Here is a 21,393-nt window from a genome sequence, read left to right as displayed (position 1 = left end):
GCCCTGACGCCACAGCGGCCCGGTACGACGGCCGAGCCCCCGTCGGTGATCATGTAGAAATGCTCCAGGCCTGGCACGTGAGTGTGCACGGAGGCTACGCCGTCGCTCGACGTGTGAACCTCGTTGAGGTAGGCGCTATAGCGATGTTGGGCGAGTTTGGCCGCCAGCTGGCTTAGGTGCTCAGATGGCGATGACGGGGCGCTGGTACCGACATATGGGGGTACCGCCCGAAGATACTGTCGGAGTTGTTAATTCGAACGCTGCGCACGCCTGCAGGCTCGGATAGTCGACGAGCAACTCGATAGCGCGCAGACGATCTGCGTCGTCAGCGTGCGTCAACTCGGCTTCGGCCAGTTCGGTTAGCGCGCGATAAACGCTGTGATGCCGAGACAGCGAAGCCCCGGAACCGCGCCGCGAGCCGCCCGCCCGGCGCGGTGGCGTACGCAAGCGTGACGGGTACGTCTAGGTCGGTAGTGATGTCGACCAGCCACACTTCACGCGAATCCACTGTTCAACAGCATTTTTCGGTAGCCGACATGCCACGAGCCTAGGGCGTGGTAACGCGGTCTGCGACCGCCACACCCACACAGCGCAATACCCCGGGCCTGGTGCTTGAATTCGCTGCCGGCCGTCGTCGCCGCGCGGTCACAGGTTGCGTTGGCGGCGGCTAGTCGTGGGTGTGTGTTCCCAGGTGGGTTGGTGTGTGATTGGGATTACTTGTGGTGCAGGGGCTGCGGGCGGGTAGGCATGAATCAGCTATGAGCGCCGAGGGTTTTCACCGAATCACGATTGACAGGCCGATACCGGATCGGTAGCTTCCCTCCAGGTCGGTCGCCGCGGTCGAAAAACCAGCGTGTTGGCTGCGAATACGCCGAAGATCGTTTGTCTGTCAGTGTTTCTCAGGTTTCTAGGAGGCGTTGAGTGTTGTATGGGTTGTTGCCGCCGGAGGTGAACTCGACGCGGATGCATACCGGCGCGGGAGTGGCCCCGATGCTGGCCGCTGGTGCAGCCTGGGAAGGGCTAGCTGCAGAACTGAGCACCGCAGCGACCTCATTCGGGTCAGTAACGACAGATTTAGCCGGCGGCCCATGGCAAGGACCCGCGTCGGTAGCCATGACCACAGCCGCAGCTCCCTATATTGCGTGGTTGACCGACGCCGCCGGGCACGCCCACACCGCAGCAACACACGCCATCAGCGCAGCCAACGTTTTCGAAACCGCACTGGCGACCACGGTGCACCCCGCAGTAGTCACCGCCAACCGGAGCCTGCTCGCCACCCTGGTCGCCACCAACCTGCTAGGACAAAACAGCCCCACGATCGCAGCCACCGAAGCCGCCTATGAACAGATGTGGGCTCAAGACGTCGCAGCAATGACCGCCTACGACAGCGGAGCCCGATCGCTGATCACCGCGTTGAAATCGGAAGAGAAAACACCCCCACCCGGCGATGTCACACTGCCCGAACCAATCCCAACAGCCACACCCAAACAACCCGCTGGTGGTGGGCTGATGTCAGGCCTGGTATCACAACTGGCCAAGTCCGCCATGCCACTAGCCATGGGTTTAGCCCCTGTAGCACTGTCAGCGGGCATGTCAGCGCTCGGGCCAGCCATGTCAGCAGCTGCTGATGGCGCCGGCCCACTGGCCACTGCCGGTGCCGGTGTTGCCGGTAGCCAGGCGGGGGCGGTATCTGCAGCCATGGGCCAAGCTCATTCCGTGCGGGCGTTGTCGGTGCCACCAACTTGGGGGGTATCACCGACCACCAGCGGGGCCAGTAACGCAGTCATGGCTGCGACGCCATCAACGTCGAGCGGTGTTAGTGCTGTTGGTGCGCCAGCCGGTCGCCTGGGGGCACCGATGCCGATGGGCATGCCGATGGGCGCTGCCGGTGCCGCAGCCGCTGGCAGCAGCAGCGGCGGTAGTGGTGGCGGGGTTGCGGTGACCTCATCACGACCCAGCATCATCCCCCGCATCGTCTAGAGAAAAGCTGGGTTTGTTGTGTGTGGGTAGGTGATCGCCGAATTAGACAATCAAAGAATCGGATAGATCCGGGAAATTATGGTGTCTATTATTAATGGAGTTAGGTAATGGTTGAGCGTTTTATGACTGACCCGCACGCAATGCGGGACATGGCAGGCCGGTTCGCAAACCACGCACAAGTAGTCGAAGACGAAGCCCGCAAGATGTGGGCATCCACCCAAAACATTGCCGGTGCCGGGTGGAGTGGTCTGGCATCGACGACCTCGATGGACAGCATGGCGCAGATGAATACCGGGTTCCGCAACATCGTGAACATGCTCCACGGAGTCCGTGACGGCCTGGTCCGTGACGCGAACCACTACGAACAACAAGAACAAACCTCGCAGAAGATCCTGGGCAGCGACACATAAATACCGCGCAACCGCCGGGCCCCGGGGGGTCAGGGCTCCGGCGTTCCCTGCCCGGGGGGTGAACCCGGGGTTTATTCATCACTGTTTCCCCGCAGGGCTTCATACACCCACCACGATTGTGTTCAGTAATTAGGGAAAAGGGTTTCCATGACAATTAGTTACCAGTTCGGCCAAGTCGACGCTCACGGCGCAGTCATCCGAGCCCAAGCCGCAGCACTTGAAGCCCGCCACCAAGTGATCGTCAGCGATGTCCTACGCGCCGGCGACTTCTGGGGCGGCGCCGGATCAACAGCCTGCCAAGAATTCATCACCCAACTCGGCCGCAACTTCCAAATGATCTACGAACAAGCCAACACCCACGGCGCCAAAGTCCAAGCCGCGGGAAACAACATGGCCACCACCGACACATCAATCGGATCCAGCTGGGCCTAACCCCCCGGAACCGCACCACCGCAGGGTGTGAACCGCCACCCACCCGGCGCCCACACCACACCCGTCGGTGCGTGCCCCCACCCGCCACCCGGCCCAGTCACAGATGCAGTAACTAGTAGTCAAAACCCAAGAAACCCAAGGCAGTACCCGGCTCAGACGCGAACCCACAACGCCGCGAGCCCACCTTCGACGAGTAACCCATCAAATACCGAGTTCATAGTTTGGGGAGTGTTGTTGTGCCCGTAGACGTTGTCCCACAAGAGGTAATCCTCGCTGCTGGCGATCTAGCCGGTATCGGCTCCACCATCAGTGCAGCCAACAACGCAGCCGCCCCACCCACCACCGTGCTCGCACCCGCCGCCGCTGATGAGGTATCAGCCCAACTCGCAGCGGTATTCGGTGACTACGCCCGGCAATTCCAAGCCCTCAGCGCTCGAGCAGAACAGTTCCACGACCAATTCGTGCATACCCTACGCGCAGCCGGCTACACCTACGAAGACGCGGAATACACCAATGTCTCGCAATGGATCTCGGGAGAGTTCTCCAAACTAGTACAATTCATCCTCAACCTGGTCAACGCGCCCTCGGAATTACTGTTCGGTCGGATGATGATCGGCAACGGCGCAGACGCCACCGAAGCCGGAACCGCCGGCCAAGCCGGCGGCTGGCTAATCGGCAACGGCGGCAACGGCGCCGCCGGAGCAATCGAACAACACGGCGCCGGCGCCGTCGGGGGCGCCGGCGGCGCCGCCGGACTATTCGGCAACGGCGGCAACGGCGGCAACGGCGGCTGGTCCGGACACGGTGGTGCCGGCGGCCGTGGTGGATGGCTCATCGGCAACGGAGGCGCCGGCGGCAACGGCGGACTATCCGGCAACGGGGCCGCCGGCGGTACCGGCGGATGGCTAGCCGGTAATGGTGGCAACGGCGGTACCGGTGTACTCGGCGGCAACGGCGGAGACGCGCGAGGACTGTTCGGACACGGCGGCAGCGCCGGCAGCGCCAACGACTATCGCCTATTCGACATAGGTGGCAATGGCGGCCACGGTGGCCGGCTCTACGGCAACGGCGGCGACGGCGGCGCCGGCGACACCGGCCTCTTCGGACACGGCGGCAACGGCGGCAACGCCCGAGGACTGTTCGGACACGGCGGCACCGGCGGCGACGGCGGCACCAGCGGCTGGTTCGGCAACGGCGGCGACGGCGGCACCAGCGGCTGGTTCGGTAGCGGCGGCAACGGTGGCAACGGCGGCGACGGCGGAACCACCGGCATCGCCCGCGGCGACAACGGCGGCGACGGCGGCAACGGCGGCAACGGCGGCTGGTTCGGCACCGCCGGCAACGGCGACTTCAATGGTTCTGGCGGCCACGGCGGTACCGGTGGGTTGGTCACTGGTTCCGACTTCCGACGGTGCCGATGGCACCGAAAGCTTCGACGGCGGCAACGGTGGTTCGGGCGGCTTCGCGACCATCGGTGCTGGCGGTGCCGGAGACACCGGCGGTTCGGGCGGCTCTACCGGTGGTGACGACGGCCCAGACGGCTGGGCATTTGCCGGTGCTGGCGGTGCCGGTGAAGACGGCGGTTTCGTAGCGGTATCGACGGGGACGGCGGCACCGGAGGTTATGTGAATGTCGGATCTGGCGGTGATAGTGGTGCCGGCGAAGCCGGCACCATCGGCTGCCGCAACCGCCCAGTTCGCGGAATCGTCGGCATCCCAGCCGATCTGTGCAAACTGCCATCTTCACGCCGCAACGCAATCAAACCTCGATACGAAGAACTCGTCGCCTACTTTCAACTCGCACATGATCATGAACCAACAACATCCGAACAATTTTCCCTTTAGCAGCGTGCGGCTTTCGACACCCGCGAAGCTAGACCAGAACCAAGCTCGCCAGGCCAACAACGCGCCCACTGGCGCAATCACGCCACCACATACCTCGGCGGACAAGCCAAGCTGGACGCAATGCTGGCAGACACACTCACAGCACGCGAACGGCCCGGGGTGGAGATCACACCGGATTGGATCCAGTCACAAGCCGCCGCTGTAATCGAAACTATCTCCAAGTCACGCTCGGCCTGGGAACGAAACCACGTGTTCGCCGAAGCTCAAAGAAGTGCGCGCACAGAAGGAGCAGCCCTCGATCCTCGGGTCGCGGTCGCCATCACCGACACCGCACTCCAAGAGCCCCAAAGCATTCCGCGTCCGAGATCAGCGCATAAAAGCCGTTGAACGCTTTTACTCAGCGAAAATGTTCGACCTGTCCAAAGACCCGTACGTGCTTGCCCAACAGAGTATCTGGCTCTCCCGCTAGAACGACTGCTCGAAGAGCCAGTGTGCGCAGCAATTTACCGGCAAAGCCCCATATTCGTTTCCGTCGCATTCGACGCGAGGTGGGATCTCTTCGCCGGCTCGGGCCGCGATTTTGAGCAGTCTGGAAGTGGCAGGCGATGGCCGATCGGCGCATGGAAGGCGACGCCGACAATGGACTGTTGACACCGAACGCGTACGACCGCAGCAGCCCCTCAACTACGCTAACCGGCAACTGGCTGACCGAGAGGACCTCGCGATGCGTTTCAATCCACCACCCAACTGGCCGCCGCCACAGGACGGCTGGGTTCCTAGCCCCGGTTGGACCCCCGATCCCTCCTGGCCTCCGCCCCCGTCGGGGTGGCAGCTGTGGATCGACGACGAAACACTCCCGGCAGGCCCCACAGGGGGTGTAGCTGCACCGCCTCCGGGCCGTCTAGGTCCTCCGGGTCGGCGTAAGTTTGTCGTCGGCCTCGCGGCGGTCGCGGCTGTCATTGTCGCAGTCGGCGTAGCGGCACTGATCCTTGTGCCGCAAACGGCCGCCGATCCGCCGAAGTCCGACGAAGACCAGATTCGCGAGGTCCTAAGCGGAGTCGTCGAGGCGTACAACAATGCCGACTTCAACAAGTATGTGAGCTATTTCTGCCCGTCGGAACGGTCGGGTCTCGGCGACGCGTCGCAACTCCGGCAAAATCGCTCCGATACCGGTCGCCTCAGTTTCGACGACATCTCCATCGACGTCACCGGCGACACCGCGAAGGTCACGGCGACAGCGACGGTGGAGAACGAGGACGAGCCAGATACCCAGACAGTGGACTTCGTGAAGGAGGACGGGCGTTGGATGATGCTGCTGTTCGAGGACAAGTGCTCAGCCTGACTACGCCGGGGACGTAGCCGTCCCCGGAGACTGCCGGTAAAGCCACATATTCGATTCCGGCGTATTTGGTCGTGCCGGGCGGTGGAAATGGACTATAGCTGAGCCCGCCCGCATAGCGCGTTCCAGTTGGGAGGTGTCTTTGGTGTTCGGCCGACACGAACGGCAAGTAGAGGAGCTGAACGCCGACACCGGCTCGGATCGACGCTGCAATCCGTTCGATGCGCGCGGCCCACGGCGCAACGATGGCCCGCCAGGCGAAGACAATTCTGCGTGGCGGATTGCAGCTGACGGTAATGGCCAACACGTTGGGCGCCAACCCGGTCCGCGATGTTCAGCCGATCAGGCTCAAGCGACGACCAACTGGCGCGACGGCGCTCAGCGCCGACGATCTGCACGACCTGCTGGTGCGGCTGCGGGCCGACGACTACTGCCAACGAAACGATCTTGTTGACCCGATCACCGTGCTAATCGCCACCGGGCTTCGCCGATCCGAGCTGCTGGCGTTGCGGTGGACCGACTTCGACGAGTCGAAACAGACGATCGCGGCCACCGGAAATGTGGTGCGCGTATTGCCTGGGTTGTTGGGGTCGCGAAGGGTGCCTGCTGTCGATGGAACGACTGCGGTCATTTCGCCAATGCATGGGTAGCAGTGGCGGAAAGTGCGCGACCAACTCGGCGTGCCCGGCGTTACCACCCACTCGTTCCGCAAGACTGTCACGACGTTGATCGACGAGGAAGGCCTATCCGCTCGCGTAGGCGCCGACCACCTCGGACACTCCAAAGTGTCGATGACGCAGGATCGATACACGTCTCGCGGGCGCGTGCACACCGAGGTCGCCGCCCTGTTGGACCGCGCCATGAAGTACGAATAACGGTCGGATCAGATAATTAGGTGGGCTAACTACCACCTCTGACGTGGGGCGGGCGGGGCTCGAACCCGCGACCAACGGATTATGAGTCCGCGGCTCTAACCAACTGAGCTACCGCCCCTGGCGCTATCTAGCTACGGACATGATTTCCGATCTCGTGGTTTCGGCTTCCGGATACCCCGGCGCTTCCGATCGCTTGCCTACGACGCCCGCTGTGCAGCCAGGCGGTGGCTGTGCAAGCGCCTGAGACGATCAAGCGTCTTGACCACTCTCGGGCGCCCTAGAAGCCTCTGCACAATTTTGACATTAGTGCTCACGCCGGTCGCCATCGGCACCCTGGGCAGTCGCGGCCCGTGCGGCGCCGCCCCCGCAACCCCAGCGCTTCGCCGAAGGAGCGCTCCAGGCTAGGTCTTGACTCCCTCGACCAGCGCGCTCTTATCGCCGGCGAAGGTGAAGCAAAGGGTTGTCGCAATGCGGACTATTAGCACCTAACCGGCGTGCCCCGGCATAGATCGAAATGCCCATCCGCGACGCACCCAGCCAAACGGACGGCGCAACACGCAACAGCCAGGAAAGCCAAAACAACAAGCACCTAGCCCACCAAATCCACCCGCGTGGCACATATTATTCGAAACCAAAACACCCCTGTCAAGAACTTTCGTAAATTGAGAAACTCTCCACCTGCGCTCTCCCGAAAATGCTCCTCACGCCAACGCCGCGACCTGCACGAATACCCGCGTGGAGACAAATGCACTTCTCACCAACAAGGCGAATGAAACACCGCGCAATACAATGAGCCAGCACTAGCAGAACCGATCATCAACGCGCTAACCAGGAGAACGGCGCGGCCGCCTCACTAGTCCCATTTCTGACACTTGACCCGCCGCCGGTAAGACCGCATAATCTTGCGAAACTCAACGACTAGACAGAAACCAAGCTGAGGAGAACTCCGGCATGGATCGATCAATTCTCCGACGCGACGAATTCAAATATCTTCATTTCACCGAGGCCCAGCAGTCCGGCCTTGTTCACCTTGCGCGCCGCATTCATGCACAGAGCTACGTCGCATCCCAATTTGTCACGGCGGACGCACTGGTGGACGGAGCCTTGCCTGCAGAGCTCGATCATGCACGCGGCCAGCACGTCACCTATTCCATTGCCTACCTGACAGACTCGCAGATCGAGGAAGAGTCACTCGGGTCCTCGGACCCTACCGGTCACGCGATCGCGACATGGCGGATTCGAGATATTGCCCCCGATGACGACTTCACCTCCCTTCCGGCGTACACCTCGACGGCCGGCGCCCTATCATCAGACGGACTCGATTTCCTGCGCTCAGTAGATGGCGATCCGAGATCGATACTGCGAGAAATCGGCGCCCTTGCAAAAACACCGATGTGCCCGGCCGGTGCGGTACTCGAAATCATTCGGGACGCGCTCCACCGTGCGCTTGCCCGTGACGTCGACGAGGTCTGGTTCTTTAGCATCGTCCAATCGACGTATGAGACATTCGTAAAGCACCTTGGATGCCTAACGGTCCGGCCGATCGGCAATGCGGTCCGCTTACGAAAATCCGGGGTGCGGTCTCATGTGCGGCTTGTACCGGTGATTGTCGAGCCGCGCCGATTCCTCGAGCGCCTCTACCGGTGCGCAACCACTCCGGCGAACCCCCGCGCAAGAACGCAGCTGGCGAGCTTTGAGTTCTTTGCAGAAGGGCTGCCCGAAGACTACGTCAGCAAATAGATAGTCGCCGCATCGGTAAACCAGGAAGAAGTGGTGTCCTCGAACGCAAGATGTCTCGCATGAATCGTGTGGGTTCGTTTGGCTGAATGCATAGATCATCGACGGCCACCAAGGCCGACCAAGTCAGCATGACGGATCACAAACGCAGCGCAGCGCATCCGACTGCGCTCGGGAATCTGCGGTCCGGGGACAACATCCAGCACGCGATCGGCGGCTGCCCGCCGACCGGGGCGCACCGTTGGACAGGTCGGCACCACCATCGCGTTGGGCCTGCTGTTCGACACCCTGATTGTGCGCTCGTTCATGACGCCAGCGATCGCCGCGCTGCTTGGTCGCTGGTTCTGGTGGCCCCAAACTCCACCGCGGAAGCGGCTTGCGCTGAAACCATGAACACCCCAGTCGGCCAGGCCGCACACCCCGTCATTTCCCCTCAGGGTGAGACTGATTTCCCCAGTGGAGAAGAATTTGCCCAGGTCAAACGGCCCCGCTGAGACAGCCAAAGCTATGGCGCGGCCGGCGCGCTGCTCAAGTCAGTCCATCTGCTTGACAGTGCGCACCGCCATTTGAAAGATGATGGTGGACAGCATGATTCGATAGGCTCTGTTGCCGGTGCAGTCGCGTCGGCCAGTGGTTTGTCGCATCGGGGTCGACTTCGCCCGGCACGCCGGCCAACCGCTCGAACGCTTCGTCGAATCCACAACTTCCATAACGACTGCCGGGGGCGACTCGTATGAACAACGACACCGTCACTGCCGCAGACGTTATGCACGCACTCTCGCTGGCTCGCGAGGTGCTAAACAGGCAGCCCGAGCTGGCCAAAGGCCAACCTTTCACCTGGACTGCGGGGCGCCCGTGCCTGTCCATCCACGCGGCCATCGTCTTCACCAGTCCCAACCCGCGGGTCCGCGATGCCGTGAGCGAAGCGACTCTGCGGGCACTGCAGGGCCAGTTCCGGGGTCGCCGTATCGAAGATTTCAACGACCACCAGCACACCACCGTCAGCGACGCGCAAACGCTGCTACAGCGGGCGAAAGCCAATGCCCTGGCGGTGGCTGCCGTTGACACCGAACCGATTTGGATTCCCGCCCGGTCATCGGCGACCCCACCGCACCGCACCCCTTGGCACCGCCCCACCCACCTGTCCGATGTGCCGTGGAATTCGCCGGACTGCGAGTGGAAGGATCGTCGCTCCGGATGAGGCGACCTCGCCACGACAGACGCAAAACCCCCGGCTCAACGGTCCGCGGGAAACCGTGCCCCACGGCCGATGAGCCCCGTCGACGGGACAACGCAGCAAGATCACCGTGACGTTCGCCCCGGCAGGCTGCGCATGGCTTCGCGCGCAACGGAGCGCTTCCACTCCGGATGGTCCGCCGAAACAGCGCGCAGGGTACGATAGGACTTCCAGAAATCACGCGGGGACGGAACCGACGGCAGCCGCGCCAACTCCCAGTGGATGCCATTGATCGGATCGTCGAAGAACACCGCGTAGTAGCCGGGTGTGTAGATGGGATATTCCCTGGGCGGGTCGGTGACGGGGATTGCCCGCGGGAGCAGAAAGTCTCGATGGAAGCGATCGATTTCCGCCCGGCTTCTGGCCCACAGCGCGATGTGGTTGATGCCGACCTTCTGGTCCCGATGCCGTAGCTGCCCGCCACCGTCGGCAGGCTGAATGCCAATGTAGCTGTGCGGCAACGGGAACCGAGCCATGTAGTACGTCGACCGATATTCGATGTCGAGGGTCCAGAAGCTCATGTAGCCCAGCCAGCCGAACATCGCGTCATAGAAGGCGATCGACTTGTCGTAGTCCAGAACATTGAATTCCACGTGGTGAACACCGCGCCAGCGCATCGCGCCTCCCTACCTCACCGGGCCAGACCGCGTGAGCACCACCGCGCCCCAGACCCGTGCACCCGACAACTATCACCGTAGGCGTCGGGTAAGGCCACCGCTTCGGTGGACTTCTCCGCTGCCCAACGACCGCGCCGGATATAGCATTTCGGCTGGTGACAGCGGTGGGTCCGAGCACGGGGCACCGCGCGCCCTCGGCGCCGGGCCCGGCACCGGTTGAGAGGAGGGGCGATGGCCGACGTCCTGCCACCCGGGCTGAGCACCGCACAAGCCCGCGAACAGCTCGCCCACGATGGCGCCAACCGGCTGCCGGCCGCCAAACGGCCCTCGGTGGGCCGGCGCCTGATCGGGGAGCTGACACATTTCTTCGCCTTGTTGCTGTGGGCCGCGGCGGTGCTCGCTTTCTTCGCCGATCTCCCCGAATTGAGCATCGCGATCGTTGCCGTGATCGTGCTCAATGGCGTCTTCGCCCTGATCCAGCAGGCCCGCGCCGATCGGGCCGCCGACCGGCTTCAACAGATGCTGCCGACGCGGATCACGGTCTGGCGTGATGGCCGCCGGCAGGTGATCGACGCCGAGGATGTGGTGGTCGACGACATCGCGCTGCTGGAAAGCGGCGACCGTGTGCCGGCCGACGCCGTGGTGCTCACCGAGAACCGGTTGCTTGTCGACTCCTCGATGCTCACCGGTGAAAGCGAGGCCAGCGGCGTGGCCAGCGGTGAACCGCTGTTCGCGGGCACGTTCGTGGTCGAGGGTGACACGTGCGCACGGGTCACCGCGATCGGCCAGCACACCCGCCTGGCCGGGATTGCCCGGCTGACGACCTCGACCACCAAACCCGACACCCCGCTGACCCGCGGCCTGCGCGGCGTGGTGCGCCTGACCGCGGCGATCGCGGTCAGCGTCGGCGCGATCTTCCTGCTCGTCTCGGTGCTGGTGGGCAACCCGACCCAACAGGCCTTCGTGTTCGCCATCGGTGTCACGGTGGCCCTGGTCCCCGAGGCGCTGCTGCCCACCGTCACCCTGTCGCTGGCCTGGGGATCCGAACAGATAGCCAAACGTCAGATCCTGGTCCGCAACCTCGAGGCCGTCGAGACGCTGGGCTCGACGACGTTCATCTGCACCGACAAGACCGGCACCCTGACCCGCAACCAGATGACCGTCGTGCAGGCCTGGACCCCGGCGGGCGCGCTGGGCGTCGAGGGCGCCGGCTATGGTCCAACGACGCAGCTGGCGTGGTCGTCTCCCGGCGCAGCGGATCCGGTGCGCGAACTGGCCGTGGCGGCCCAGCGCTGTTCCACCGGGTACGCCGAAGAGGTCGACGGACGGTGGCGCGCCCACGGGGATCCGATGGAAGCGGCGTTGGACACCTTGGCCCGCCGGGTGGGCATCGACACCGTCAACGACCGTCGCACCAGCTCCGTGGCGCTGCGCTTGCCCTTCGATCCCCGACTGCGCCGCTGGCCGTGGTCGCGGCGGACCAGATTCTGGTCAAGGGAGCACCCGACAGCGTGCTCCCGCACTGCGGCGACAACCCGGCAGCCCGGCAAGAGGTGGAGACGTTCACCGGCCGGGGGCTGCGGGTGCTCGCCGTCGCGGCGGCCCCACGCGACGGCCGTACCCCCCGCAACCTCGAAGAGTGCGACCGGGGGCTGCGGCTGCTGGGCTTGGTGGCGTTGGAAGATCCCCCGCGAGAGGGCATCGGCGACTCGCTGCGGGCCTGTCGGGGGGCCGGCGTGAAGGTGGCGATGGTCACCGGCGATCATCCGGCCACGGCCACGGCCATCGCCAACGAGGTGGGTCTGCGCTCCCCCGACGCGCCGGTGCTGTCGGGGACGGACTTGCCCACCGACGAACAACACCTGGCGGCGCTGCTCGACCACGACGGCATCGTCATCGCCCGGGTCTCCCCGGAGGACAAACTGCGCATCGCCCGGGCCCTTCGTTCCAGGGGCCACGTGGTGGCGATGACCGGGGACGGGGTCAACGACGCCCCCGCACTGCATGAAGCCGACATCGGCGTGGCCATGGGCGAATCCGGCACCGACGTCGCCCGCGAGGCCGCCGACCTGGTGTTGCTCGACGACTCCTTCGCCGGCATCGTGGCCGGCATTGAGCAGGGCCGCGCCACCTTCGTCAATATCCGGCGATTTCTGACCTACCACCTGACCGACAATGTCGCCGAACTCGCGCCGTTTCTGGTCTGGGCGCTGTCCGGCGGCCTGTTTCCGCTGGCTCTGGGCGTGCTGCAGATTCTGGCGCTCGACCTGGGCACCGACACTTTGTCCGCGGTTGCGCTGGGTGCCGAGCCGCCCGCCAAGCACCTGCTCGACGGACCGCCGGTGCATGGCCGGCTGATGAATCGCACCGTGTTGCGCCGGGCCTTCGGGCTGCTGGGGCCCCTCGAAGCCGTCCTCACCCTCACGGCTTTCCTGGTGTCGCTGATGGCGCTGGGCTGGCGCGTTGGTGATCCGTTTCCCACCGGCGCGCACCTGGCCGCGGCATCGGGCGCGGCGTTCATGACGGTGGTCCTGGCTCAGACGGCGAACGTCTTCGCCTGCCGGTCCTCCTCGCGCTGGCCTGGATCGCTCGGTTGGTTCACCAACCGGCTCTTGGTGCCGGCGGTGCTCATCGAGCTGGCCTTCTCGCTCATCGTGATGTGGGTGCCACCCGTGGCGAGGCTGCTCGGCCAGTGGAACCCGCCGCTGTGGGGCTGGGCCGTCGCGCTGGCCTCCATGCCGATCCTGCTCGCCGTCGACGCATTGGATAAGCGGGTACGGTCACGGCGGCGGCGGGCCGGAATACCGCCAAACGGTCTATCCCGCTATAGGTTTGGGCTGACCGCATCGGGGCCGTCCGCGGCGTCGGCTGCTGCGATCAATGCCCGCGCCAACCCGCGAGCCCGGTGTGCCGTGAGGGGCTGGTCAGGTAGCAGCCCGCCGACCGCTACTCGGGACACGACGCGCCCGTCCGCGTACTGCATGCCGCGGATGCACACGGTGATGTCGTGAGTTTCGTGCGGGCTTTCGACCGTCCATCTGCGGCCGTCGAAGAGACGAATCCCGCCTTCCCCGGTGGCGACCCCCTTCGGGCTCGCGGGACGCTCAACATCAGGGTGACCGGCCATGGTCACTTTGCTCCCTTGCCATGTCCTGCATAGCGCCCCAAACCTACGTCGACTCGGCGCCATGACACAAGCGAACATTCCAGTGCTACAACATAATCCACACACATACGGCAGGCGAATGAGAGCTGGCGAGAAGGTGAACGGCACCGCCCGCGGGCCGCACCGCGATGGCGCTAGTACAGGTAGACGATGGCGCCGTCACCGCCGCTGCACGTCACCAGCGGCCCGTTGGCGGTGCAGGTCATCGAGTAGGACTGACCGGTCACCGGGCTGACCACCTCCACCTATCGAGGTGCGGCACCGGCGGGGGCGCCGGCTCCGTAGGCGAGCCGAACCTGCTCGGCGAAGGGACAGGAGGTCGCCGGCGTTCCCGCGGCCGACTGGGCGAATCCGCCCGCGGGCCCGGACACGTTCGGGCAGGCTTGGGCGCCTTCCGGCAACGTCACGGGCGTGGTCGACGTCGTGGTGGTTGTCGTGGTCGTGGTCGTGGTGGCGCTCGAATCCAGGGTCCAGGGTGGACAATGTTGGGTCTTGAAGGCCGCATCGCTCGGCCTGATCTGGACCACTTGGGGACCGGTACCGGCGCCGTTGGCGATGACCTCGTCGAGGGTTCCGCCGACCCCCCTCAGCCGTTCCCAATAGCAGGAGTCGCCACCCGCCGAGCGATAGGTGCCGGCCTTGATGTCCACTCCCACCCGAAAGGTGCCGTCCCCCGGAATGCCGCTGGCCGGACCCGCGGAGGTGGTCGTCGGCGGAATCGACACCGTCGTGCCCGGATAGATCGGGGGTAGCCGTGATTCTTCGTTGCCCCCGGTGGGCAACCTCGGTGCCGCCGACCTTCCGCCGGATCCAAAACAGCCCGCCAGCCCGCACGCCGACGCCACCCCCACGAAGATGGCGACAACCGCCTTCGCCGCGATGACCCGTCGCCCGCGGCCGCTAGCCACACCCGTCAACTGAACACCGTCTGACCATCCGCACCGATGCGATAACGCTCGGTGCCCCGTTCGACCCTGGGCGCATCGGCACCCAGCGACACAGCGATCTTGTTGCTGGTATTACGCATGATGTCAAGAGTCAGCTCGATGGCCTCCGCCTCGGAGAACCGGGAGCGCACCTCGGCGGCATCGTCGACGGCGAGGTGCGCAGGGGTCCAAATTAACGTATCGGTATACCTCAGCGCTGCTTTTGCGCGGTCATCGAGCACAACAGAATGCTCGAAACCCTCGATCTCGCCATAAAGCGGCTCGGAACCACCCGCGTCCAGCGCGGTGCTCTCCCGCAGTGATTTACACAGCCGACAGTTGTGCTGGGCCGCACCGCGCAGCCGCACCAGCTCGGAGATCACCGGGTCCAGGGCGCGCATCCGGGCCACTGCGGGCAGAAATTCGTTGAACACCACCTGGGACGGATCGGTGCTGTGATCCCACTCGATGGGCGCCCCCACCCAGCCCAGATAGTCCCGGCCCACCCCCAGTGCTTGCAGCCCGGCCCGCACCCGCGGCACGAAGTCGGCGATGAAGATCGATGCGACGGCACCCAATGTGGAGTCGCCCAGCTGCTTGAACAATCGAGACCGTTGTTCGGCGCTGATCGAAGAAACGTCCGCGCTGAATTGTTCGGCGAACTCCGCGACAACGGCCTCGGCTGCTGACTGGGGTTCGGCAACGACGACCTCCGCGGGCAACGCGGGCAGCCCGAGCGTGCGCGCACAGACCTGCCGAACCAGCCCCGCGATACGACCGTCGCCCGGGGACACCACAACCAGTCGGGCCAGCACATCACCGACTGGAGCCGCAGCCGCCATCCATCACACGCTAGAGCGCGCCATCACCCACAGCAATCACTTACTGCGCCTGACTGACCGACGACATGTGAAAGTCCGGAATCCGCAGTGACGGCATCGCCGTGCGGGTAGCCCAGTCGGACCATTCCCGCGGCAGCGTCACCTCGCTGACCCCGGCTTCGGTGGCCCGTCGAAGCAGGTCAAGCGGGCTTTCGTTGAAACGGAAGTTGTTGACCGCCGCGGTCACCTCGCCGTCTTCGACCAGGTACACGCCGTCTCGGGTCAGCCCGGTGAGCAGCAGTGTGGTGGGGTCGACCTCGCGAATGTACCACAGCGTGGTCAGCAACAGGCCGCGTTCGGTGCTCGCGATCATGTCGGCCAGATCGTTAGAGCCACCCGTCATCAGCAGGTTGTCGGCCGCAACGGCCACCGGAGCGTCGAACTTGGCGGCCGTGGCTCGTGGATAGGCCAGCGCGTTGATCGCCCCGTTGCGGACCCAGTCCACCTGATCGATGGCCATACCGTTGTCGAACACCGAGACCGTCTCGGTGGAGTTGCTCACCGCGACGAACGGGGCACACGCCAACCCCGGCGCCATCGGATCGGAGAACAGGGTCAGCGGCAGGTCGGTGAGCCGCTCCCCCACTCGCGTGCCGCCGCCCGGCGCGGACAGCGCGGTACGGCCCTCCTGTGCGCCGCGGCCGGCCATGGACCACGCCAGATAGAGCATCATGTCGGCCACCGTGGACGGCGGCATGATCGTCTCGTAGCGCCCCGCGGGTAGCTCGACCCGGCGCTGGGCCCAGCCCAGTCTGATCGACAGCTGCTCGAGCAGCAGGTCGGTGGGCACGTTGACGAAGTTGGGTGTCCCGACGCCCGCCCATGCGCTGGCATCGCCGTGTTTGAGGTTGATCTCCACCGCTCCGGCCGGCTGGGTATAGCGCCGCCGCAGGCCCGTCGATGACGCCAGAAATGTCGTCGAAACGCTGTGGTGGGCGTAGCCGTACAGCCGGTCGGCGCCCCGGAACTCCCGGCTGAGCGAGGCGGCGACGTCGGCGAACACTTCGGGACCGGTGCCGGCTACCGGCGCATCCCAGTCCACCGACACCCCGGCATCGGCCAGCAACGGTGCGACATCGCCGGCCTCGGGGGCCGAACACGCCGCGTCCTGCGATGCCGCCACCAGACCGGGCAGCGCCGACGGGTCTACCTCGCCGGATACCACCGCGCCGACGAAGGCGCTATCGCCCTGGCGCACAATCGAAATCACCGTGATGTGCCGCTGGGTCGACAGGCCGTTGGTGGTCATCGAATTGTTCGCCCAGCGCAGCGTGGCCTCGGTTTTGTCGACGACGAGCACCATGGTCTCGTCGGCGCGGCCACGCTGTGCCGCCTCGTCCAACACGATGTTGACGACGTGCTGCGCAGTGATCATCGTCCGCCCTCGGTACGGGTGTTGAGTATGTTGACGCCACGGAACAGGGCCGACGGACAGCCGTGACTGACCGGGGCAACCTGACCGGGCTGGGCCTTGCCGCAGTTGATCGCACCGCCCAGCCGCCAGGTCGACGGGCCGCCCACCGCCTCCATGGAATTCCAGAATTCGGTGGTAGTGGCCTGATAGGCGATATCGCGTAGCTGACCGTCCAGGCGGCCATCCCGGATGCGGAAGAACCGCTGGCCGGTGAACTGGAAGTTGTAGCGCTGCATGTCAATCGACCAGGACTTGTCTCCGACGATGTAAATCCCGTCTTCGACGCGGCCGATCAGATCGGCCGTGCTCAGGTCCTCGGCTCCGGGTTGCAGTGACACATTGGCCATCCGCTGGATCGGGACGTGATGTGGCGAGTCGGCGTAGGAGCAGCCGTTGGAGCGCGGCTGGCCCAGCCGCGGGGCGAACACCCGGTCCAGTTGGTATCCGACGAACACCCCGTCGCGCACCAGATCCCAACTCTGTGACGCCACCCCTTCGTCGTCGTAACCGATGCTGGCCAAGCCGAATTCGACGGTGCGATCGGCGGTCACGTTCATGACCGGTGAACCGTAGCGCATGCTCCCGAGCTTGTCCGGGGTGGCGAACGAGGTGCCGGCATAGGCGGCTTCGTAACCGATGGCCCGATCGTATTCGGTGGCGTGGCCAATGGATTCGTGGATCGTCAACCACAGATTGGTTGGGTCGATCACCAGATCCGTGGGTCCCGCAGTCACGCTGGGCGCCTTGGTCTTCTCGGCCAACAGCGACGGCAGCTCGGCCAGCTCGTCGGTCCAGTTCCAGATCTCGTCGCCGGCGACCACTTCCCAACCGCGCGCCGTCGGTGGCGCCAGGGTGCGCATGGAATCGAAAATGCCCGCCCCGGAGTCGACGGTCACCGCCTCGAGCGACGGGTGCAACCGCACCCGCTGCTGTGTGATCGACGACCCGTAGGTGTCGGCATAAAAGGTCTGTTCCTTGACCGCGTTGAGGCTCGCCGATGCGTGATCGACACCGTCAGCGCTCAACAATCGCCCCGAGTAGTCCTCCAGCACCGCGATCTTCTCGCTGGCCGGCAAGCTGAACGGGTCGATCTGATAGTTGGAGACCCATACGGCGTCGGTGTACACCGGTTCGGGTGCGAGTTCGACCCGCTCGGTGTTCAGCGCCGCCAGCGTGGTGGCCACTCGCACCGCCCGCCGTGCCGTGTCGGCCGCGGCCGACGCCGACAATTCGGCGTGCGAGGCGAATCCCCAGGTGCCGTTGACGATCACCCGGACCGCGAAGCCAAGCTCACGACTGAGGATCGCGGTCTCTAGCTCCCCGTCGCGCAGGTGGATGATTTCGGTGCCGATGCGCTGAATACGCAGGTCGGCGTAGCTGGCCCCAGCCGCGGTGGCCGCCGAGAGCGCAGCGTCGGCCAGTGCAAGGCGCGGCAGGTCCAGGAATTCGGCATCGATTCCCCGGTTCGGTGTCACGACTCCACCGTAACGATCACGCTTTAATACTCCCATGCGCGCCACGCCACGCCGAACCACCGCGTTGGCCTATGCCCTGCTGGCACCCAGCCTGTTCGGGGTTCTCGCCTTCCTGTTGCTGCCCATCCTGGTGGTGATCTGGCTGAGTCTGTACCGCTGGGACCTGCTGGGACCGCTGCGCTACGTCGGGCTGGCCAACTGGCATTCGGTGCTGCGCGACGGCGACTTCGGTAACTCGTTGGTGGTCACCGCCATCTTCGTGGCAATCGTGGTGCCAGCCCAGACGGTGTTGGGCTTGCTCGCGGCGATGATGCTGACCCGCCGGCTGCCGGGCACCAACTTTTTCCGCACCCTCTATGTGTTGCCCTGGATCTGTGCGCCGCTGGCGATCGCGGTGATGTGGCGCTGGATTCTGGCGCCCACCGACGGCGCCATCAGCACCTTGCTCGGGCGCCGCATCGAATGGCTCACCGATCCCGACCTCGCCCTACCGGTGGTTGCCGCGGTGGTCATCTGGACCAACGTCGGCTACGTCTCGCTGTCCTTCCTCGCGGGCCTGCTGGCCATCCCGGACGATATCCACGCGGCGGCACGCACCGACGGCGCCAATGCCTGGCAGCGGTTCTGGCGCATCACGCTGCCGATGCTGCGCCCGACCACGTTCTTCGTCTTGGTCACCGGAATCGTGAGCGCCGCACAAATTTTCGATATCGTCTACGCGCTCACCGGCGGAGGCCCGGAGGGCAGCACCGAGCTGGTGGCGCACCAAATCTATGCCGAGGCATTTGGTTCGGCGGCCATCGGACGGGCGTCGGTGATGGCCGTGGTGCTGTTCGTCATTCTCATCGGCGTCACCTTTGTTCAGCACATGTATTTTCGGCGGCGGATCAGCTATGACCTCACTTAGCCGCCGCCTGTCCCGCCGAGTGCCCACCAGGGTGATCTACGCCGGGCTGGTGCTCGGCGCGCTGATCACGCTGCTGCCCTTTGCGCTGGGACTGCTCACCTCGTTCACCTCCGCACATCAATTCGCCACGGGTACGCCGCTACAGTTACCCCACCCACCGACGTTGGCCAATTACGCCGACTTGGGCGGTGCCGGGTTCGGCCGGGCGGCGCTGGTGACCGCCCTGATGACGACGGTGATCCTGCTGGGCCAGATGACCTTTTCGGTGTTGGCCGCCTACGCCTTCGCCCGGTTGGAGTTTCCCGGACGCGATGGGTTGTTCTGGGTCTACATCGCGACCCTGATGGTGCCGGCGACGGTCACCGTGGTGCCGCTGTATCTGATGATGGCCCAGCTGGGTTTGCGCAACACCTTCTGGGCCTTGGTGCTGCCCTTCCTGTTCGGGTCGCCGTACGCGATCTTCTTGCTGCGTGAGCATTTCCGCATCATCCCCAACGACATGATCAACGCCGCACGCCTGGACGGAGCCAACACCCTGGATGTCCTGGTACACGTGGTGATTCCGTCCAGCCGCCCGGTCCTGGCCGCCATGACGCTGATCACGGTGGTCTCGCAATGGAACAACTTCATGTGGCCGTTGGTGATCACCAGCGGCCACAAGTGGCGGGTGCTCACGGTGGCCACGGCTGATCTGCAGTCCCGGTTCAACGCCCAGTGGACGCTGGTGATGGCGGCGACGACGGTTGCGATCGTTCCGCTGATCGTGCTGTTCGTCGCCGCGCAGCGCCACATCGTCTCGTCAATCGTGGTGTCGGGGCTCAAGTGAGTCGGCCCCGCTTTTCCACCCTGGTCGCTGTGGCAGTCACGCTCATCGCGGCATTGTTGGGCGTCACCGCGGTGGCGCTGGACCGCATCGACGCACCCCCCGGCGGCAAGATCGTGGTCACGGTCCGGCTGTGGGCGGCGCCGATCGCCGCGGCATATCAACAGTCCTTTGCGGCGTTCAGCCGCACCCATCCCAATATCGAAGTGCACACGAATCTGGTCTCCTTTTCGACCTATTTCGATACGCTGCGCACCGATGTGGCCGGCGGCAGCGCTGACGACATCTTCTGGCTGTCCAACGCCTACCTGGCCGCCTACGCCGATAGCGGCCGGTTGATGAAGATTGACACGGCCGTCGATCCCGGCGAGTGGGAGCCGGCGGTGGTCGACCAGTTCACCCGCAACGGTGTGTTGTGGGGAGTGCCGCAGCTGACCGACGCCGGGATTGCGGTGTTCTACAACGCGGATCTCCTGGCCGCGGCGGGCGTGGATCCGGCCGAGCTGGACGGCCTGCGGTGGAGTCCCGGTCCCGACGACACGCTGCGTGCACTGCTGGCCAGGCTCACCGTCGACGCCGACGGGCATGTTGGCGGCACCCCGGGTTTCGACCCCGGGCGAGTCCGCCAGTGGGGATACAACGCCGCTAACGACCCGCAGGCCATCTACCTCAACTACATCGGCTCGGCCGGCGGCGTGTTCATGCGCGACAACGAGTTTGCCTTCGACAATCCACCCGCCATCGATGCGTTCCGCTATCTCGTCGGCCTGATCAACAACGATCACGTCGCGCCGCCCGCCTCAGACACCAACGACAACGGTGACTTTTCCCGCAACCAATTCCTGGCCGGCCGGATGGCGCTGTTCCAGTCCGGCACCTACAGTCTGGCTCCGGTGGCCCGCGATGCCACCTTCCGCTGGGGGGTGGCGATGCTGCCGATCGGCCCCGCGGGCCGGGTCAGCGTCACCAACGGTATTGCCGCTGCCGGAAATTCCGCGTCCCAGCATCCAGACGCCGTGCGTCAGGTGCTGGCCTGGATGGGGAGCAGCGCCGGCAACGAGTATCTGGGCCGCGACGGTGTTGCCATTCCCGCGGTGCGGTCCGCCCAGCCCTCCTACTTCGCCTTCTGGGAAGCCAAGGGCGTCAACGTTGAACCGTTTTTCGCGGTGCTGTCCGGGTCACGCATTCCCGCACCGGGGGGCGCGGGGTTCGCCGCCGGCAACGATGCGCTCAAGCCCTATTTCGATGAGATGTTCCTCGGCCGTGGCCAAGTCGCGACAATTCTGCGCGAGGCGCAGGCGGCGGCCAACGCCGCCGCACGGCGGTAGTT

17 protein-coding genes, 1 tRNA gene and 2 pseudogenes are annotated in these 21,393 nt (G+C 65.0%); 14 read left to right on the top strand and 6 right to left on the bottom strand.

The genetic code is table 11. From position 1 onward, the window contains the following. Positions 1–921: 921 nt before the first annotated feature. The 7 genes from MMSP_RS12225 (at position 922) to MMSP_RS12190 (ending at position 6,880) form a co-directional block, all read left to right on the top strand. On the top strand, positions 922–1,980 hold the full coding sequence (locus tag MMSP_RS12225; protein WP_020786841.1) for a PPE family protein: 1,059 nt from the start codon (positions 922–924) through the stop codon (positions 1,978–1,980). A gap of 107 nt (positions 1,981–2,087) precedes the next feature. After that, positions 2,088–2,390, top strand: a complete 303-nt coding sequence (locus tag MMSP_RS12220; protein ID WP_015356413.1) for a WXG100 family type VII secretion target — start codon at positions 2,088–2,090, stop codon at positions 2,388–2,390. Positions 2,391–2,537: 147 nt separating this feature from the next. Further along, positions 2,538–2,822 (top strand): WXG100 family type VII secretion target, encoded by a 285-nt coding sequence (locus MMSP_RS12215; RefSeq protein ID WP_015356416.1) that lies wholly within the window; start codon positions 2,538–2,540, stop codon positions 2,820–2,822. Positions 2,823–3,058: 236 nt separating this feature from the next. After that, positions 3,059–4,348 (top strand): PE family protein, encoded by a 1,290-nt coding sequence (locus MMSP_RS29575; RefSeq protein ID WP_304412613.1) that lies wholly within the window; start codon positions 3,059–3,061, stop codon positions 4,346–4,348. Positions 4,349–5,657: 1,309 nt separating this feature from the next. After that, the gene (locus MMSP_RS28390) at positions 5,658–6,008 is read left to right on the top strand and encodes a nuclear transport factor 2 family protein (protein ID WP_020725874.1); all 351 of its coding nucleotides are present in this window, start codon (positions 5,658–5,660) and stop codon (positions 6,006–6,008) included. A gap of 218 nt (positions 6,009–6,226) precedes the next feature. After that, on the top strand, positions 6,227–6,655 hold the full coding sequence (locus MMSP_RS12195; RefSeq protein ID WP_036426457.1) for an integrase: 429 nt from the start codon (positions 6,227–6,229) through the stop codon (positions 6,653–6,655). Positions 6,656–6,667: 12 nt separating this feature from the next. After that, entirely contained in the window at positions 6,668–6,880 is a 213-nt protein-coding gene (locus tag MMSP_RS12190; RefSeq protein WP_012395212.1) for a tyrosine-type recombinase/integrase, read from the top strand. A gap of 44 nt (positions 6,881–6,924) precedes the next feature. On the opposite strand, the gene MMSP_RS12185 is transcribed toward MMSP_RS12190, so the two are convergent. Further along, a tRNA-Ile gene (locus MMSP_RS12185) sits at positions 6,925–6,998 on the bottom strand. 833 nt (positions 6,999–7,831) lie between these two features. Here MMSP_RS12185 and MMSP_RS12180 point away from each other — a divergent pair. The 3 genes and pseudogenes from MMSP_RS12180 (at position 7,832) to MMSP_RS12165 (ending at position 9,818) form a co-directional block, all read left to right on the top strand. Then, positions 7,832–8,620 (top strand): hypothetical protein, encoded by a 789-nt coding sequence (locus MMSP_RS12180; protein ID WP_020786838.1) that lies wholly within the window; start codon positions 7,832–7,834, stop codon positions 8,618–8,620. A gap of 231 nt (positions 8,621–8,851) precedes the next feature. Then, positions 8,852–9,010 (top strand): annotated as a pseudogene (locus MMSP_RS25920) (MMPL family transporter); the annotation flags it as partial. A 340-nt stretch (positions 9,011–9,350) separates the two neighbouring features. Then, a complete protein-coding gene (locus MMSP_RS12165) occupies positions 9,351–9,818 on the top strand; it encodes a hypothetical protein (protein ID WP_015356423.1) in 468 nt (155 codons plus the stop codon). 101 nt (positions 9,819–9,919) lie between these two features. Here MMSP_RS12165 and MMSP_RS12160 read toward each other — a convergent pair whose 3' ends face one another. Then, on the bottom strand, positions 9,920–10,471 hold the full coding sequence (locus tag MMSP_RS12160) for a VOC family protein (protein WP_020786835.1): 552 nt from the start codon (positions 10,469–10,471) through the stop codon (positions 9,920–9,922). Between the two features lie 231 nt (positions 10,472–10,702). Between MMSP_RS12160 and MMSP_RS12155 the strand changes: the two are divergent. Beyond that, positions 10,703–13,482 (top strand): annotated as a pseudogene (locus MMSP_RS12155) (cation-translocating P-type ATPase). 400 nt (positions 13,483–13,882) lie between these two features. Here MMSP_RS12155 and MMSP_RS12150 read toward each other — a convergent pair. Genes MMSP_RS12150 through MMSP_RS12135 form a run of 4 tightly spaced genes read right to left on the bottom strand, consistent with a single transcriptional unit; the run spans position 13,883 to position 18,333 of the window. Further along, positions 13,883–14,554 (bottom strand): hypothetical protein, encoded by a 672-nt coding sequence (locus MMSP_RS12150; RefSeq protein ID WP_235065733.1) that lies wholly within the window; start codon positions 14,552–14,554, stop codon positions 13,883–13,885. Next, on the bottom strand, positions 14,551–15,405 hold the full coding sequence (locus tag MMSP_RS12145; RefSeq protein ID WP_015356427.1) for a carboxymuconolactone decarboxylase family protein: 855 nt from the start codon (positions 15,403–15,405) through the stop codon (positions 14,551–14,553). Before MMSP_RS12145 ends, MMSP_RS12150 begins: the two co-directional genes overlap by 4 nt. Before the next feature lie 40 nt (positions 15,406–15,445). Further along, complete coding sequence (locus MMSP_RS12140) at positions 15,446–16,819, bottom strand: TldD/PmbA family protein (protein ID WP_020786829.1); 1,374 nt, start codon at positions 16,817–16,819, stop codon at positions 15,446–15,448. Beyond that, positions 16,816–18,333: a TldD/PmbA family protein gene (locus tag MMSP_RS12135; protein ID WP_020786828.1), complete on the bottom strand. Its 1,518-nt coding sequence runs from the start codon at positions 18,331–18,333 to the stop codon at positions 16,816–16,818. Before MMSP_RS12135 ends, MMSP_RS12140 begins: the two co-directional genes overlap by 4 nt. Before the next feature lie 34 nt (positions 18,334–18,367). On the opposite strand from MMSP_RS12135, the gene MMSP_RS12130 reads away from it, so the two are divergent. From MMSP_RS12130 to MMSP_RS12120, 3 genes are read left to right on the top strand one after another with little or no spacing between them, the layout of a single operon-like run. Further along, a complete protein-coding gene (locus MMSP_RS12130) occupies positions 18,368–19,240 on the top strand; it encodes a carbohydrate ABC transporter permease (RefSeq protein WP_020786827.1) in 873 nt (290 codons plus the stop codon). After that, positions 19,227–20,066 carry a carbohydrate ABC transporter permease gene (locus MMSP_RS12125; protein WP_015356431.1) on the top strand — a complete coding sequence of 280 codons (840 nt, stop codon included), beginning with the start codon at positions 19,227–19,229 and terminating at the stop codon, positions 20,064–20,066. Before MMSP_RS12130 ends, MMSP_RS12125 begins: the two co-directional genes overlap by 14 nt. Further along, positions 20,063–21,391, top strand: coding sequence for a sugar ABC transporter substrate-binding protein (locus MMSP_RS12120; protein ID WP_012395243.1), 1,329 nt, complete (start codon positions 20,063–20,065; stop codon positions 21,389–21,391). The genes MMSP_RS12125 and MMSP_RS12120 overlap by 4 nt, the downstream gene beginning before the upstream one ends. Positions 21,392–21,393: the final 2 nt, after the last annotated feature.

Source organism: Mycobacterium sp. 012931 (assembly GCF_000419295.1).
Classification (GTDB): domain Bacteria; phylum Actinomycetota; class Actinomycetes; order Mycobacteriales; family Mycobacteriaceae; genus Mycobacterium; species Mycobacterium marinum.
The sequence above is the reverse complement of the archived record's forward strand: the minus strand, read 5'-3'. Positions and strand labels throughout refer to the sequence as shown.